This is a genomic window from Pseudomonas salomonii (genome assembly GCF_900107155.1).
Classification (GTDB): domain Bacteria; phylum Pseudomonadota; class Gammaproteobacteria; order Pseudomonadales; family Pseudomonadaceae; genus Aquipseudomonas; species Aquipseudomonas salomonii.
On record NZ_FNOX01000006.1, the window covers coordinates 154,432 to 170,746 of the forward strand.

Annotated in this window: 14 protein-coding genes; 4 read left to right on the forward strand and 10 right to left on the reverse strand. The window is 61.0% G+C overall.

Annotated features, from left to right (window positions below):
* Positions 1-160: 160 nt before the first annotated feature.
* Positions 161-511, reverse strand: a complete 351-nt coding sequence (locus BLV67_RS15220) for a DUF6124 family protein (RefSeq protein ID WP_069788277.1) — start codon at positions 509-511, stop codon at positions 161-163.
* Between the two features lie 130 nt (positions 512-641).
* Between BLV67_RS15220 and BLV67_RS15225 the strand changes: the two genes are divergently transcribed.
* Complete coding sequence (locus BLV67_RS15225) at positions 642-1,277, forward strand: LexA family protein (protein ID WP_065931075.1); 636 nt, start codon at positions 642-644, stop codon at positions 1,275-1,277.
* Here BLV67_RS15225 and BLV67_RS15230 read toward each other — a convergent pair.
* From BLV67_RS15230 to BLV67_RS15245, 4 genes are read right to left on the reverse strand one after another with little or no spacing between them, the layout of a single operon-like run.
* Positions 1,274-3,199 carry an acetyl/propionyl/methylcrotonyl-CoA carboxylase subunit alpha gene (locus BLV67_RS15230; protein ID WP_069788276.1) on the reverse strand — a complete coding sequence of 642 codons (1,926 nt, stop codon included), beginning with the start codon at positions 3,197-3,199 and terminating at the stop codon, positions 1,274-1,276. The genes BLV67_RS15225 and BLV67_RS15230 overlap by 4 nt on opposite strands.
* The gene (locus BLV67_RS15235; protein WP_056858479.1) at positions 3,196-4,002 is read right to left on the reverse strand and encodes a gamma-carboxygeranoyl-CoA hydratase; all 807 of its coding nucleotides are present in this window, start codon (positions 4,000-4,002) and stop codon (positions 3,196-3,198) included. The genes BLV67_RS15230 and BLV67_RS15235 overlap by 4 nt, the downstream gene beginning before the upstream one ends.
* Positions 4,003-4,017: 15 nt before the next feature.
* Complete coding sequence (locus BLV67_RS15240; RefSeq protein ID WP_069788275.1) at positions 4,018-5,625, reverse strand: carboxyl transferase domain-containing protein; 1,608 nt, start codon at positions 5,623-5,625, stop codon at positions 4,018-4,020.
* Positions 5,626-5,636: 11 nt separating this feature from the next.
* On the reverse strand, positions 5,637-6,800 hold the full coding sequence (locus BLV67_RS15245; protein ID WP_069788274.1) for an isovaleryl-CoA dehydrogenase: 1,164 nt from the start codon (positions 6,798-6,800) through the stop codon (positions 5,637-5,639).
* 149 nt (positions 6,801-6,949) lie between these two features.
* Here BLV67_RS15245 and BLV67_RS15250 point away from each other — a divergent pair, with 149 nt between their 5' ends.
* A complete protein-coding gene (locus tag BLV67_RS15250) occupies positions 6,950-8,587 on the forward strand; it encodes an AMP-binding protein (RefSeq protein WP_069788273.1) in 1,638 nt (545 codons plus the stop codon).
* A 674-nt stretch (positions 8,588-9,261) separates the two neighbouring features.
* Here BLV67_RS15250 and BLV67_RS15255 read toward each other — a convergent pair.
* From BLV67_RS15255 to BLV67_RS15265, 3 genes are all read right to left on the reverse strand, one after another.
* Entirely contained in the window at positions 9,262-10,161 is a 900-nt protein-coding gene (locus tag BLV67_RS15255) for a hydroxymethylglutaryl-CoA lyase (RefSeq protein ID WP_065931069.1), read from the reverse strand.
* 17 nt (positions 10,162-10,178) lie between these two features.
* Positions 10,179-10,571, reverse strand: a complete 393-nt coding sequence (locus BLV67_RS15260; protein ID WP_058420934.1) for a MerR family transcriptional regulator — start codon at positions 10,569-10,571, stop codon at positions 10,179-10,181.
* Positions 10,572-10,692: 121 nt separating this feature from the next.
* Positions 10,693-11,628, reverse strand: a complete 936-nt coding sequence (locus BLV67_RS15265; protein WP_017136514.1) for a LysR family transcriptional regulator — start codon at positions 11,626-11,628, stop codon at positions 10,693-10,695.
* Between the two features lie 151 nt (positions 11,629-11,779).
* Between BLV67_RS15265 and BLV67_RS15270 the strand changes: the two genes are divergently transcribed.
* Positions 11,780-13,009, forward strand: coding sequence for an acyl-CoA dehydrogenase (locus BLV67_RS15270; RefSeq protein WP_065931068.1), 1,230 nt, complete (start codon positions 11,780-11,782; stop codon positions 13,007-13,009).
* A 132-nt stretch (positions 13,010-13,141) separates the two neighbouring features.
* On the opposite strand, the gene BLV67_RS15275 is transcribed toward BLV67_RS15270, so the two are convergent.
* A complete protein-coding gene (locus BLV67_RS15275) occupies positions 13,142-14,470 on the reverse strand; it encodes a substrate-binding domain-containing protein (protein ID WP_069788272.1) in 1,329 nt (442 codons plus the stop codon).
* 197 nt (positions 14,471-14,667) lie between these two features.
* Positions 14,668-15,480, reverse strand: a complete 813-nt coding sequence (xthA, locus tag BLV67_RS15280) for an exodeoxyribonuclease III (protein ID WP_069788271.1) — start codon at positions 15,478-15,480, stop codon at positions 14,668-14,670.
* Positions 15,481-15,648: 168 nt separating this feature from the next.
* Between xthA and BLV67_RS15285 the strand changes: the two genes are divergently transcribed.
* Positions 15,649-16,299, forward strand: coding sequence for a GNAT family N-acetyltransferase (locus BLV67_RS15285; protein ID WP_069788270.1), 651 nt, complete (start codon positions 15,649-15,651; stop codon positions 16,297-16,299).
* The last annotated feature ends 16 nt before the right edge of the window (positions 16,300-16,315 follow it).

Below are 16,315 nucleotides of genomic sequence, written 5' to 3' on the forward strand. Positions count from 1 at the left end.
AACCGTGATTAGCCTGATGAGGAGATATTCCAAGAGTCCGACCTAAGGTCCCTTGGTCTATCGACTGATCTCGCGATCAGCTGGGTCCAATAATAATCATTATCATTTGCAAGTCAAATGTTTTTATCCGTGGGATAGAAATATTTTTCTTTGTTGCCTGTCAGGCGTTCGCCTGGGCAGCGGGCACCTGCAATGTCTGCTCCACCATCGCCTTGGCCATATCAATCAAATACACCACCGAAAATGCCAGGTCCCGCTGGTTGCCTTGCCGGCTGCTTGCCGATTCATAGGCGGCGGCCGCTGCACTGCGCAGCAGGTCCGATGCGTGCACCAGGGCGTCTTCCTGGCTGATGCCGGGCCTGATGTCGAAAAAAGCGACGTCAGGCGTGGGCGCCGACACATCGTCTTTCAAGTAATAGTCGAGTGCCCGTTGTGCGGCGCCGCTGCTGCGCAGCGTCAGCAGTTCGTCGGTTTCGGGCGTGCAAGGCAGGTGATTCGGGAGCGTCATCATGAGGGCAATTACTCTGGCTGGACGTTGAAAACCTGCACCCGATAGTAATACGAATTGTATTTATGTCATTTGATGGATTACTACAAACTGTTTATTGTCGTGACCACTGCGCAACGTATGGTCGGGCCCCATGGATAACTGGATCGCGTTGGTCAAAGCCAACATGAAAGACCGCAAGGTCACGCAGGATGAACTGGCCGAACGCTTGGGCATGTCCCAGGGCGGCGTCGGCCATTGGCTCAACAAGCGCCGCGTGCCAAGCCTGGCGGACATGAACCGGGTGCTGGCCGAGCTGGGGCTGGGCTACCTGGAAGTCGCCCTGGAGATTCGCGAAAAAGCCGGCGAAGTACCGGCCCTGCAACAACACTACAACCCCTACTTCCGCTACCCGGTCAACGACTGGAAAAGCCTCTGCGAAACCCGCGAAGAGCGCGCCACCTATGGCGCGCCACGTTTTGAACTGACCGATTACCACGCCCAGGGTGACGCCTTCTGGCTGCCCGTGACGGGCGATGCCATGACCGCGCCCAATGGCCTTAGCATCGGTGCGGGCATGATGATCCTGGTGGACCCGGCCATCGAGCCCGAACCTGGCAAGTTGGTGGTCGCCCAGTGGGCCGACAGCCCCCAGGCAACTTTTCGCCAGTTGCTGGAAGAGAGCGGCCAGCGTTACCTGGTACCGCTCAATCCGACGTATCCCAAGCAGCTGTTCACCGACGCTTGCCGAATCCTCGGGGTCGTGGTGCAAGCCACGGCGAAGTTTTAGTCCGTGGTTTCAAGCTCCACCAGGGCGCTGCCTTCGGCGACCATTTCACCTTCCTGACAAAACAGTGCCTTGACCACCCCGGCGTGGGGCGCGCGGATACTGTGCTCCATCTTCATGGCCTCCAGCACCACCAACTGCGTGCCGGCCTCCACGTGTTGACCGACTTCCACCAGCACCCGCACGATGCTGCCGTTCATCGGCGCCGTGAGGCCACCCTGATGAGCCTGGTTGGCCTCGACTGCAGCAATCGGGTCATACAAGCTGACGGCCTGCATCTGGCCGTCCCAGCGCAGATACAGGATGCCTTCGTTGCGTACCGCCAGATGAGCGCGGCGCACGCCATGGTGTTCGATCAGCAAGTGTTCGCCACGCAACTGCGCGACGCCGTCCTGCACTGTCACCAGCCGGTCCTGCCCGGCGCAGCTCAAATGCAACGATACTTGCGCAGGCAACCCGGCACGAAAACCGCGGGTATCCGCCCACGGGCCATCACCGGCGGGTTGGCTCTGTATAAACGCCGCACCCGCCGCCTGCCAGAACTCATCGCTCAAAGCACCCGGTGCGGGCAGCAGCTCATCCTGATAGCGCGGAATAAACCCGGTGTCGAGTTCAGCCGCCGCAAACGCCGGATGGCCAATGATGCGCCGCAAAAAGCCAAGGTTGGTCTTGATCCCACCGACTGCAAACTCGTCGAGCATGCTCAACAACCGCAGGCGCGCCTGTTCGCGGTCTTCGCCCCAGGCGATCAGCTTGCCGAGCATCGGGTCATAGAAGGGTGACACGTTGTCGCCTTGTTCTACACCGCTGTCGACGCGGCGCCCCGGGCCTGGCGCGCACTCACGGTACAGCGCCAGGTGCCCGGTGGCCGGCAGGAAATCATTGGCCGGGTCTTCGGCATACAAGCGCACTTCAATCGCATGACCGATCAACGGCACCTGGTCCTGGGTGATCGGCAGCGGCTCACCCTGAGCCACACGAATCTGCCAGGCCACCAGATCAAGGCCGGTAATCGCCTCGGTCACCGGATGCTCCACCTGCAGACGCGTGTTCATCTCCATGAAGAAGAACTCGCCACGTGCGTCCAGCAAAAACTCCACAGTGCCGGCGCCCACATAGCCGATTGCCTGGGCCGCACGCACGGCCGCCTCACCCATGGCTTTACGCTGCTCGGCACTCAAGCCCGGTGCGGGGGCTTCTTCCACCACCTTTTGATGGCGACGTTGAATGGAGCAGTCGCGCTCATTGAGGTACAGGCAATGGCCGTGCTGGTCGGCAAACACCTGGATCTCCACGTGGCGCGGCTTGAGCAGGTATTTCTCCACCAGCATCTGCCCGTTGCCGAAGGACGACAGCGCCTCACGCTGGGCCGAGGCCAGGGCATCGGCCAACTGGCTAACCTCCTCGACCACCTTCATACCCTTGCCGCCGCCGCCTGCCGTAGCCTTGAGCAGCACCGGGTAACCGATACGCTCGCAGGCATCGCGGAAGGTTTCCAGGTCCTGGGCTTCACCGTGATAGCCCGGCACCAGCGGCACCCCGGCGGTTTCCATCAACGCCTTGGCCGCTGATTTGCTGCCCATGGCATCGATGGCCGAGGCGGGCGGGCCGAGGAAAACAAGGCCAGCGGCTTCAATCGCACGGGCAAAGCCGGCGTTCTCCGACAGAAAGCCGTAACCCGGATGGATCGCCTGGGCGCCACTGGCGTGGGCGGCGGCGATCAGTTTGTCGATTTGCAGGTAACTGTCAGTGGCCTTGCTGCCACCCAGGTCGACCCGAATATCGGCCTCGCGGCTATGGCGTGCATCACGGTCGGTGGCGCTGTGGACCGCCACGGTGGTCAAACCCATGGCTTTGGCGGTGCGCATCACCCGGCAGGCGATTTCGCCGCGGTTGGCCACCAACACAGTGGTCAGTGTGCTCATGAACGTGGCTCCTGCACTTGCCAGCTGGGCGGGCGTTTTTGCAGGAACGCGCGCAAGCCTTCCTGGCCCTCGGCGCTCACGCGAATCCGTGCGATGGCATTTTCGCAATACCGACGCAGCGCCGGGGTGAGGGCGCCGTTGCCGACTTCGCGCAGCAAATCCTTGCTGGCGCGCATGGCTGCCGGGCTGTTTTGCAACAGGTTGGCGATCCACAGTTCCACTTGCGTATCCAATTCGGTGGCCGGGTAGCTTTCCGCCAGCAGGCCGATGTCGCGCGCACGCTGGCCGCCAAAACGCTCGGCCGTCAGCGCATAGCGCCGCGCCGCCCGCTCGCCGATGGCCTGCACCACGAATGGGCTGATCACCGCCGGGGCCAGGCCGATGCGCACTTCCGACAGGCAGAACTGCGCGTCATCGGCGCCAATCGCCATGTCGCAGCAACTGATCAAGCCCAGCGCGCCGCCGTACGCCGCGCCTTGCACCACCGCCAGGGTCGGGATTTTCAGCTTGGCCAGGTTGTACATCAACTCGGCCAGTTCCCGGGCGTCGTCCAGGTTGGTGTGGTAATCCAGCTCGGCCGATTGCTGCATCCAGGCCAGGTCCGCGCCGGCGCTGAAGTGCTTGCCGCGTGCGCGCAGCACTAAAAAACGCAGGGACGCATCGGCCTGCACCTGGTCGAGGGCGATGATCAGTTCGCGGATCATCTGCGCATTGAACGCGTTGTTCTTGGCTTCACGACTGAGCCACAGCGTGGCGAAACCACGGCTGTCGGTGACCAGTTCGAGGGTGTTGAAATCGCTCATGGGGTTCAGCTCCATTTACATGCGGAACACGCCGAAGCGGCTCGTCTCGATGGGGGCATTCAGCGCGGCGGACAGCGCCAGCGCCAGCACGTCACGGGTCTGCTGCGGGTCAATCACACCGTCGTCCCACAAGCGTGCGCTGGAGTAGTAGGGGTGGCCCTGGGTTTCGTACTGGTCGAGAATCGGCTGCTTGATCGCGGCCTCTTCTTCGGCGCTGAACGCATTGCCCGCGCGCTCGGCCTGTTCGCGCTTGACCTGCACCAGCACGCCGGCGGCCTGTTCGGCACCCATCACGCCGATGCGTGCATTCGGCCACATCCACAGAAAGCGCGGGTCATAGGCACGGCCGCACATGCCGTAGTTACCGGCGCCAAAGCTGCCGCCGATGATCACCGTGAACTTGGGCACCTTGGCGCAGGCCACCGCCGTGACCAGCTTGGCGCCGTGCTTGGCGATGCCACCGGCCTCATACTTCTGGCCGACCATGAAACCGGTGATGTTCTGCAAAAACAGCAACGGAATCCCGCGCTGGCAGGCCAGTTCGATAAAGTGCGCGCCTTTTTGCGCGGCTTCGGCGAACAGAATGCCGTTGTTGGCCAGGATCGCGATCGGGTAGCCGTGCAAGTGTGCGAATCCACACACCAGCGTGGTGCCGAACAGCGCTTTGAACTCATCGAACACCGAGCCATCCGCCAGCCGTGCGATGACTTCGCGCACATCAAATGGCTGCTTGGCATCGGCCGGGATTACGCCGTACAACTCTTCGCTGCTGTACAACGGCGCCACTGGCGGGCGTTGCACTAACTCACCCAGCTTGCGCCAATTGAGGTTGGCCACGCTGCGTCGGGCCAGGGCCAGCGCATGTTCGTCGCTTTCGGCATAGTGGTCGGCCACGCCGGAGATCTTGCAATGCACATCGGCACCGCCCAGGTCTTCGGCACTGACCACTTCACCGGTCGCAGCTTTTACCAGCGGCGGCCCGGCGAGGAAGATGGTGGCTTGCTGGCGCACCATGATCGCTTCGTCGGCCATGGCGGGTACGTAGGCGCCACCGGCGGTGCAGGAGCCCATCACCACGGCGATTTGCGGGATGCCCTGGGCGCTCATGTTGGCCTGGTTGAAGAAGATCCGCCCGAAATGCTCGCGATCAGGGAATACTTCGTCCTGACGCGGCAGGTTGGCGCCACCGGAGTCCACCAGGTAGATACAGGGCAGGCGGTTCTGCTCGGCGATGGTCTGGGCACGCAGGTGTTTTTTTACCGTGAGCGGGTAGTACGAGCCGCCTTTGACCGTGGCGTCGTTGGCGACGATCATGCATTCCACGCCCTCCACACGGCCGATCCCGGCGATCACGCCAGCCGCCGGGACGTCTTCGCCGTACACCTGATGCGCCGCCAACTGGCTGAGTTCCAGGAACGGTGAGCCAGGGTCGAGCAAGCGGTTGATACGCTCACGGGGCAGCAGTTTGCCGCGCGAGGTGTGTCGCTCCTGAGCCTTGGCGCCGCCGCCTTGCTGCACATGGGCGAGCAAGGTGTGCAGGGCGTCGACCTGTTGGCGCATCGCCGCGCTGTTGTCGGCGAACTCCGCTGAACGCGGGTTGAGCTGGGTGTGCAAGATGGCCATGGGGCGCTCCTTCAGCGGGTTTCGTTGAAGAGTTCGCGACCGATCAGCATCCGGCGAATCTCGCTGGTGCCGGCACCGATTTCGTACAGCTTGGCGTCACGCAGCAGGCGCCCGGCGGGGAATTCATTGATGTAGCCATTGCCGCCGAGAATCTGGATCGCGTCCAGGGCCATTTGCGTGGCGCGCTCGGCACTGTAGAGGATCACCCCGGCGGCGTCCTTGCGCGTGGTTTCGTTACGCTCGCAGGCCTGGGCCACCGCATAGAGGTAGGCGCGACTGGCGTTGAGCTGGGTGTACATGTCGGCGACCTTGCCCTGGATCAGCTGGAATTCGCCGATGCTCTGGCCGAACTGCTTGCGGTCGTGGATGTAGGGCACGATCAGGTCCATGCACGCCTGCATGATCCCGGTCGGGCCGCCCGAGAGCACCACGCGCTCGTAGTCCAGGCCGCTCATCAGCACTTTGACGCCGCCATTGAGCACACCGAGGATGTTTTCTTCGGGCACCTCGACGTCATCGAAAAACAGTTCGCAGGTGTTGGAGCCGCGCATGCCCAGCTTGTCGAACTTGTTGCTGCGGCTGAAGCCTTCCGAGTCGCGCTCGACGATAAACGCGGTGATGCCGTGGGGACCTTTTTCCAGGTCGGTCTTGGCGTAGATCACGTAGGTGTTGGCGTCGGGGCCGTTGGTGATCCAGGTCTTGCTGCCGTTGAGCACGTAGTGGTCGCCGCGTTTGTCGGCGCGCAGTTTCATCGAGACCACGTCGGAGCCGGCATTCGGCTCGCTCATGGCCAGGGCGCCGATGTGCTCGCCGCTGATCAGTTTCGGCAGGTATTTAAGCTTTTGCTCGTGATTGCCGTTGCGGTTGATCTGGTTCACGCACAGGTTGGAGTGCGCGCCGTAGGACAGTGCCACTGACGCCGAACCACGGCTGATTTCTTCCATGCTCACCACGTGCGCCAGGTAACCCAGGCCGGCGCCGCCGTACTCTTCCGGCACGGTGATGCCCAAGAGGCCCATGTCTCCGAACTTGCGCCACAGGTCGGCGGGGAACAGGTTGTCGATGTCGATCTGGGCCGCGCGCGGCGCGATCTCCTTGGCCACGAACGACTGCACCTGGTCGCGCAGCATGTCGATGGTTTCACCGAGGGCGAAGTTCAGGGACGGGTAACTCATGGACAGGCACCTTAATGTGAGCTTTGTTGTTGTGTGGGCGGGGCGCGGGGGAGGGCGCTCACCTTTACGTTAACGTAAGCTTGCGTTACGGCGCTGTCAATCGTAGTTTACGTTTACGTCAACCTACAAAAAAGACAACAGGGGTCGTTATGGATCAACCGCACCCGAGCTACAGCCGTGGCTCCCAGGACAAGACCTTGCTGGCCATGACCATCGGCCAGGCTTTCGATCACACCGTGGCGCACTACCCCGATGGCGAAGCCTTGGTGGTGAGCCATCAACAGCGCCGCTACACCTGGCGGGCGTTGGCCGAGACGGTGGATTTGCACGCCCGCGCATTCATGGCTTTGGGCATGCAAACCGGCGATCGCCTGGGTATCTGGGCGCCCAATTGTGCCGAGTGGTGCATCACCCAAATTGCCAGCGCCAAGCTCGGAGTGATCCTGGTCAATATCAACCCGGCTTACCGCAGCAGCGAATTGGACTACGTACTCAAACAGCCCGGGTGCGCATGGGTGGTGTGTGCCGGTTCGTTCAAAAGCTCCGATTACCACGCCATGTTGCAGGAACTGCAGCCCGACGTGCGCGGCCTCATCAGCCTGGACCCCAGCCCGCCCACGGGATTTATGCCCTGGTCGCAGCTGGCGGCGCTCGGCGCCGGCATCCCGCCCGAGCAGCTTTATAGTCGCCAGGCCAGCCTGCACTTCGATCAAGCCGTCAACATCCAGTACACCTCCGGCACCACCGGCTTCCCCAAGGGCGCGACCCTCAGTCACCACAACATCCTCAATAACGGTTACATGGTCGGCGAAAGCCTGGGCCTTACCGCACAGGACCGCCTGGTAATCCCGGTGCCGCTGTATCACTGCTTCGGCATGGTCATGGGCAACCTCGGCTGCATCACCCACGGCACCACCATGATTTACCCCAATGACGGTTTCGACCCGCTGCTGACGCTCACAGCTGTCGCGCAAGAACGCGCCACGGGCCTGTATGGCGTGCCGACCATGTTTATCGCGCTGCTGGATCACCCCCGCCGAGGCGAGTTCGACCTGGCCACCTTGCGCACCGGCATCATGGCCGGCGCCACGTGCCCCATCGAAGTGATGCGCCGGGTCATCAGCGAGTTGCACATGGGCGAAGTGCAGATCGCCTACGGCATGACTGAAACCAGCCCGGTGTCGTTGCAGACCGGCGCCGATGACGACCTGGAGCGGCGCGTCACCACCGTCGGCCGCACCCAGCCACAGCTTGAAAACAAAATCATCGATGAGGCCGGCAACACCGTGCCCCGTGGCCAGATCGGCGAACTCTGCACCCGTGGCTACAGCGTGATGCTGGGCTATTGGAACAACCCCGAAGGCACCCGCGACGCCATCGACGACGCCGGCTGGATGCACACCGGTGACCTTGCGACCATGGATGAGCACGGCTACGTGTGCATCGCCGGGCGCAACAAGGACATGATCATTCGCGGCGGCGAGAACGTGTACCCGCGTGAACTGGAGGAGTTTTTCTTCACCCACCCGGCGGTGGCCGATGTGCAGATCATTGGCATTCCGGATGAGCGTTACGGCGAAGAGATTGTTGCCTGGGTCAAATTCCACCCCGGCCATGTCGCTAACGAGCTGGAATTGCAAACCTGGTGCAAGGGCCGTATTGCGCACTTCAAGACGCCCAAGCACTTCAAGTTCGTGGATGAGTTTCCGATGACGGTGACGGGCAAGATCCAGAAGTTTCGCATGCGCGAAATTTCGATCGAGGAGTTGCGAACGCGTTCTACCTGACGACACAGAACCAGTGTGGGAGCGGGCTTGCTCGCGAATGCGGTATGTCAGCTAACGTGTGCGGTGACTGATACGGCGCATTCGCGAGCAAGCCCGCTCCCACAGGTTGACCGAGGTGAATCAGTCAGTTGTCGAATCCCGGAAAGCACAAAGGGGACCCGAAGGTCCCCTTTAATTTGTCGTTGCGTGCTCTTTTTTTATTATTGAGGGGCGGTCTATTGTTGTTTTTGGCAACCGTTACCCTTTACCGCTGTTTTTTGCGACCCCCATTCGGGGTCAAGAGCAAACGTATTTTTTTGAACGCTGATCTGCTTCTTCGTATTGATCCAACCAGTGGCAGCTACCTGAGGTAGTTTTATTTTTCTCTAACCGGTTGCGGGTTGCGGCAAGCCGTCCCTGCGAAGCACATCTTCTTCAAAAAAATCTGTTAGCTGCGTCTCTGCCGTGTTGTTTTTGTTATGTCAGAGTCGTTTCGTCTTATTTTTATTAGGTTTGGCGCTTTTTATTCTTGTTATGCCATAGAGATAGCAGGAGCCGTGCCAACTTCTAAAAGTCCTTTAAAATCAATGGTTTGATTTTTGTTTAGGATTTTGCCTGCGGCAAATACGACAAAATATGTTCCCGTGTTACTCGATGTGTAGCCGTGCGGTAACACATTGTCACGGCTAAGCTACTCAACCGGCGTTACGTGCCTTGGCGACTCGCGAACCCGTCGCTCGACCCAGCACGTGACTGATCTGCTGGCCCGCACGAATCAAAGCCTCCAGATCGATGCCGGTGTTAATACCCAGGCCATTGAGCAGGTACACCACGTCTTCGGTGGCGACGTTACCGCTGGCGCCCTTGGCGTAAGGGCAACCGCCGAGGCCCGCAATAGAGCTGTCGAATACCTGGATGCCTTCAAGCAGGCTGGCGTAGATATTCGCGATCGCCTGGCCATAGGTGTCATGGAAATGCCCGGCCAGCTTTTCCCGTGGCACCTGCGCCCCGACCACGTCGAACAACCGTCGTGTGGCGCCTGCCGTACCGGTGCCGATGGTGTCGCCCAGGGACACTTCATAACAGCCCATGGCGTACAACTCGCGTGCTACTGCCGCCACTTGCTCAGGCGCAATCTGACCTTCGTAAGGGCAACCCAACACACACGACACATAGCCGCGCACGCTGATGCCGTGCTGCCTGGCAGCGGCCATGATCGGTGCAAAGCGCTCCAGGCTGTCGCTGATGGAGCAGTTGATATTGCGCTGGGAAAACGCCTCGGACGCCGCCGCAAACACCGCGACCTCCTTCACGCCGGCCGCCAGCGCATCTTCAAAACCACGCAGGTTTGGCGCCAGCGCGCCGTAGGTTACCCCGGGCATGCGCTGGATCTGCGCAAACACCTCGGCGGAACCGGCCATCTGCGGTACCCATTTGGGCGAGACAAAACTGCCGACTTCGATATAGCTCAAGCCGGCTGCGCTGAGGGCGTCCACCAGTTGAACCTTGTCGGTCACGCTGATCGGTTGGGCTTCGTTCTGCAAACCGTCGCGCGGGCCGACTTCCACCAGGCGCACAAAAGAGGGGAGAGACATGGGCAGCTACCTTGTGTTTATGGGCCAACCGGGTTCATGGTCTGCGCCAGCGCCTGGGTGCAGCGCTCTTCGGCGGTGTCCAGTTCCAGCTTCATCTGTTCGATATCGAGCATCTGTTGTTCAAGCTGCTCACGGCGCTCGGCGATTTTCGCCAGCATGCTGTTGAGCTGGATGTGGTTGCCGCTGCTGGGGTCGTAGAGTTCGATCAGCTCACGGCATTCGGCCAGGGAGAAGCCGATGCGCTTGCCGCGCAGGATCAACTTGAGGCTGACCTTGTCGCGCGCCGAGTAGATGCGCTCCTGGCCCCGGCGCTCCGGGGCCAGCAGGCCTTGCTCTTCGTAGAAACGAATGGCGCGGGTGGTGATGTCGAGCTCGCGGGCGAGGTCGGAGATGCTGTAGGTCGTGCTCATGGCGGCGCTCAAGAAGGTCTTGGCGCTAAGCTAAAGGCAGGTTGACGTTTACGTCAAGCAAATAGCCCGCATGCACACTTATCCTGTGGTGAGGGAGCAAGCTCCCTCGCCACACAAGCGCTCAGGCTTGCTTGCCATCCAGCTTCTTTTCGTGCGCCGTCACTTGCTGGCACAGCTCGATCATCTGCTCACGCATCCAGCGGTTGGCCGGGTCCTGGTCGGTGCTTTCGTGCCAGTACAGGTGGGTTTCCACTGGCGGCACATCGTTGACCGGCAGGTTGAACCAATGCAGTTCATGGCGGCGGGCAAAGCGCTCGGGCACGGTCATCACCATGTCGGTCTGCTGCAACACTTGCGAAGCCATCAGGTAATGCTGGGAACGCAGGGCGATCTTGCGCTGGATGCCCATCTTGCCCAGTGCCAGGTCGACGTGGCCCAGGCCATTGCGACGGCTGGAGATATGGATGTGGGTCAGCGACAGGTAGTCGTCCAGTGTGAACTTGTCCTTGCCCGCCATCGGATGGCCCTTGCGCATCGCGCACACGTAGCGGTCTTCCATCAGTTTGACGTGGCGCACTTGCGGGTCGGTGTTGAGCGGTGCATCCACGGCAAAGTCCAGGCGCCCGGCGGCCAGTTCCTTGGTGGTTTCGCGGCGCTTGGACAAGAAACTCTCGATCACCACGGTGGGCGCCAGGCGGCGCAGGCGCTGGAACAGCAGCGGCAGAATCACCGCTTCGGTGAGGTCGGTCATGCTGATGCGATAGGTCTTGGCCGCCTGCTGAGGGTTGAAAATCCGGCTTTCCTGCACCGACACCCGCAGCAACGACAACGCGTTGCGCACCGGGCCGATGATGTTCTGCGCCATCGGCGTGGGCACCATGCCCTGGGCGGTGCGCACGAACAGCGGGTCGTTGAAGGTCTCCCGCAGGCGGGCCAGGGCGTTGGACACCGCCGGCTGGGTGATGCCGACGATCTGCCCGGCGCGGGTCAGGTTGGCTTCGGTGTAGATCGCGTCGAAGACGATAAACAGGTTGAGGTCGACCTTGCTCAGATTCATGTCGTTGCGCTCTTATTGTTAGGTGCTCATGCGCCGATCATATATCGGTGATGAATGTTAATACACGCCGAGAATAGGCTAGGTAAATTATCAACGCTGTTCTAGCATCGATTGCATGACCTAAACAACCTCTCAGAGAAGGGAGCTGCCCATGGATTTCGCCTATTCGCCCAAGGTTCAGGAACTGCGTGAACGCGTCACCGCGTTCATGGACACTTACGTTTACCCGGCCGAGCCGGTGTTCGAACGCCAGGTCAGCGAAGGCGACCGCTGGCAGCCCACCGCGATCATGGAAGAGCTCAAGGCCCGGGCCAAAGCCGAAGGCCTGTGGAACCTGTTCCTGCCCGAATCCGAACTGGGCGCTGGCCTGACCAACCTTGAATACGCGCCGCTGGCCGAAATCATGGGCCGTTCACTATTAGGCCCGGAGCCGTTCAATTGCTCGGCACCCGACACCGGCAACATGGAAGTGCTGGTGCGCTACGCCAACGAAGAACAGAAGCAACGCTGGCTCGAACCACTGCTGCGCGGTGAGATCCGCTCGGCGTTCGCCATGACCGAACCGGACGTGGCCTCATCCGACGCCACCAACATGGCCGCCCGGGCCGAGCGTCAAGGTGATGAATGGGTGATCAATGGCAAGAAGTGGTGGACCTCCGGCGCCTGCGACCCGCGCTGCAAGATCCTGATCTTCATGGGCCTGAGCAACCCGGATGCACCGCGCCACCAGCAGCACTCGATGATCCTGGTGCCGGTAGACACGCCAGGGGTAAAAATCGTACGCCCACTGCCGGTGTTCGGCTACGACGACGCGCCCCACGGCCACGCCGAAGTGCTGTTCGACAACGTGCGTGTGCCGTATGAAAACGTCCTCTTGGGTGAAGGCCGTGGCTTCGAAATCGCCCAGGGCCGCCTTGGCCCAGGCCGCATCCACCACTGCATGCGCTCCGTCGGCATGGCCGAGCGCGCGCTGGAACTGATGTGCAAACGCTCCGTCAGTCGCACCGCGTTCGGCAAGCCATTGGCGCGCCTGGGCGGCAATATCGACAAGATCGCCGACTCACGCATGGAAATCGACATGGCGCGCCTGCTGACCCTGAAAGCGGCGTACATGATGGACACCGTGGGTAACAAAGTCGCGAAAAGCGAAATCGCGCAGATCAAGGTCGTGGCGCCGAACGTGGCCTTGAAGGTGATTGACCGTGCGATCCAGATCCATGGTGGCGCGGGGGTTTCCAATGACTTCCCGCTGGCCTATATGTACGCCATGCAACGCACCCTGCGCCTGGCCGATGGCCCGGATGAAGTGCACCGCGCGGCGATTGGCAAGTTTGAGATTGGCAAATATGTGCCTAAAGAGCTGATGCGCGGCGGGCAGTAACACCGAGGCGCTTGCATTCGCGAGCAAGCCCGCTCCCACATTTTGACCGTATTCCAAAGGGGAACGCGGTCAAAATGTGGGAGCGGGCTTGCTCGCGAAGAGGCCAGTATTTACAACACAAGACCCGAGGGGTCAGTACACCCAAACCTCCACCCGCCGATTCTTGATCCGCCCCTCATCCGCCGTATTCGCCGCCACCGGCATCTGCGCGCCAAAGCCGCGAATGTCCCGCAGCACCACGCCGCTCTTGACCAACTCCCGGCGCACCGCCATCGCCCGCAACTTCGACAACAGCGCCGCCCGCTGCGGGTCATTCTTGGCGTCACCAAACCCCACCAGCGTCACCTGCTTGTCGAGCTTGCCGTGGCTTTTTATATATGCCACCACTCGCTGCAAATCCTGGCGCGCCTTGTTGTCCAGGCTGGCGCTGCCTTCCTCGAAGCGAAAATTCACACTCAAGCGCTGGGCGTCACGGACGATGGTTTGATAGCCCTCGGGCATCGACGCTCGTGGCTCCACGGCAATCGCCTGCACCTGCTGGGCGATAAAGCCATTGGCGGCCACAATCGCCTGGCCTTTGCCACTTTGGGTAAAGTCCACCAGGGCTTTGGCCCACGGGTTGCGGTTCGACGGCGGCAGGTAAAAATACAAGCGGCGTGACAGCGGGTAATCCTCGGTGGCGATCAGGCTGGTCAGCGGCAACATCGGCTGTGATTCACCGTCGACAATCGCCAGCGCCTTGGCCTGGCGCACATACGGCAGGCCGATAAAACCAATGCCTTGCGGGTCATGGCTCACCGCATCGGACAACGCCTCGCTGGACTCGAAACGCGTTGCCGTCGCGGCCAGCGGTTTACCGCGCCGGTTCAGTACCAGTTCTTTAAAGGTGTCATAGGTGCCGGACTGATCATCCCGGGCGTACAGATGAATGGCGCCGCCGACGCCGCCGACATCCTCCCAGTGGCTGACTTCGCCGTTGAAAATCTGCGCCAGCTGGTCGGTGTTCAAGGTGTTCAGCGGGTTTTGCGGGTTGAGGATAATGGCCAGGCCGTCGATGGCGATTACCTGTTCGGCGTCCGGGCTTTTCAGGTCGCCCAGGGGTTCAAGGTCCACCAGCTCGCTGTCCTTGATCGGGCGTGATGAGGCCGCAAGGTCTGCATTGGTTTTTTTCAGTGCGCTGAAACCGGTGCTGGAGCCATGGGCCGCGACTTCGACCGTGACGGTTTTGCCCTGGCGCGTCTTGCCGATCACCCGTTGTTCATTGGCGCCATCGCCGGGCTCGCTGTGCACCGCCTGCAAGCCCTGGTGCTCCAGCATGCCCTTGACCAACGCAGGCCCCAGCGCCGCACCAATGGTATTGGAACCCTGAATGCGCAGGGCGGGGCCTTGGTCGGGAACGGGGAGGGCAGCGGCGACAGCGTAGAGCGGCAGTATCAACAGGAACAGAACGCGCAGCATCATGCCGGCACCTTCTTAAGCCAAAGGGAGTGCCGCCAGATTAAGTCAGGCAGATTGCATAAATATGACCGGCACACTGCAAATCAACATGTGGGAGCTGGCTTGCCTGCGATTGCAGTGGGCCAGTCGTCAAATGGCTGGCTGACACACCGCTATCGCAGGCAAGCCAGCTCCCACATTGAAATACACAAACCTTGAAGTCAGCTCAACTCAAGCCAGATCGGCGCATGATCCGACGGTTTTTCCAGCCCACGCAAATCGTAATCCACACCGGCATCCTTGACCCGTGGCACCAGGCCGTTGGACGCCAGGATCACGTCAATGCGCAGCCCACGCTTGGGCTCATCTTCAAACCCACGGCTGCGGTAGTCGAACCAGCTGAAGCGGTCGGCCACGTCCGGGTTCAAGTGGCGGAAGCTGTCGACCAGGCCCCAGTTTTTCAGGCGCGCCATCCACTCGCGCTCTTCCGGCAGGAAGCTGCACTTGCCGGTTTTGAGCCAGCGCTTGGCATTGTCGGCGCCGATGCCGATGTCGATATCTTCCGGCGAAATATTGATGTCGCCCATCACCACCAGCGGCTGGTCATTGCTGAACTGGCTTTCCAGCAGTTGCTGCAAATCTTCATAGAAGCGTTGTTTGGCCGGGAACTTGGTCGGGTGGTCGCGGCTTTCGCCTTGCGGGAAGTAGCCGTTCATCACGGTGATCGACTGGCCATGCTCGTCGGCAAATGTGCCCCAGATAAAGCGACGCTGGGCGTCTTCTTCGTCGCTGGCAAACCCTTTGTGCAGGCTCAACGCCGGCTTGCGCGACAGCAGGGCCACGCCGTAATGGCCTTTTTGCCCGTGGTAGTACACGTGATAGCCAAGAGCCTGCACTTCGGCCAGCGGAAACTGGTCATCGTGCACCTTGGTTTCCTGCAGGCCGATCACGTCGGGTTGATGCTTTTCAATCAGCGCCGCCAGCTGATGGGGGCGGGCGCGCAGCCCGTTGATATTGAAGGAGACGATTTTCATGGTCGGCAGTCCAGTCTGGCAAAAGGCCGATGCTAGCCGACAAGTCCGGCGGGGGCCAGCGTGGCAGTAGGACGTATGCGCTGCTAATGTCTGGGAACGACTGGTGCTGCACAGGTTCGTACCCATAAGAACGCCATCGTTTGAGTGGCGCCCAGGGAGATTGACTGTATGCCGGACACTGCCACTGCCATTGCCGAAATTCGCCTGCTCAACAGCGGCTATTCCCGCGAGGCCCGTTCCTTGTTGTACCAGGCCTATCGGCATGAACCGACCTTTGCCTACATCTTCGAAGCCGAGCGCTCGGGGTACGAACAGCGCGTGCGTGCCACGGTGCGTGAGCTGGTCAAGCAGCATTTTTTCCAGAAGCTGCCTGCCATCGGCCTGTTCGTCAACGACCGGCTGATCGGCATCGCCCTGATTGCGCCACCGCAACGGCGCCTGGGCATTACCGAGAGTTGGGCCTGGCAGTTGCGCATGTGGCTGAGCACCGGCGTACGCGGCACTCGGCGTTACCTGGATTACCATTACGCGGTGCTGGCGTGCCTGCCGAACGAGTCGGTGCATGTGTTGCCGCTGCTGGGTATTCACCCGCAATTCCAGGGCAAACATTATGGCGAACAACTGTTGCAGGCCGTGCACAACTGGTGTGCCGAAGACCCGCATTCATCCGGTGTGGTGCTCGATACCGGCAACTCGCGTTATCTGGATTTCTACAAGCGCCAAGGCTATGAGGAAATCGGCGAAGTGGCGGTAGGACCTGTCCTGGAACATGTGTTTTTTCATCCCAATCCCCAGGCGTTACATGTTGCAACGGCTTAAGACAGAATTATTCAGA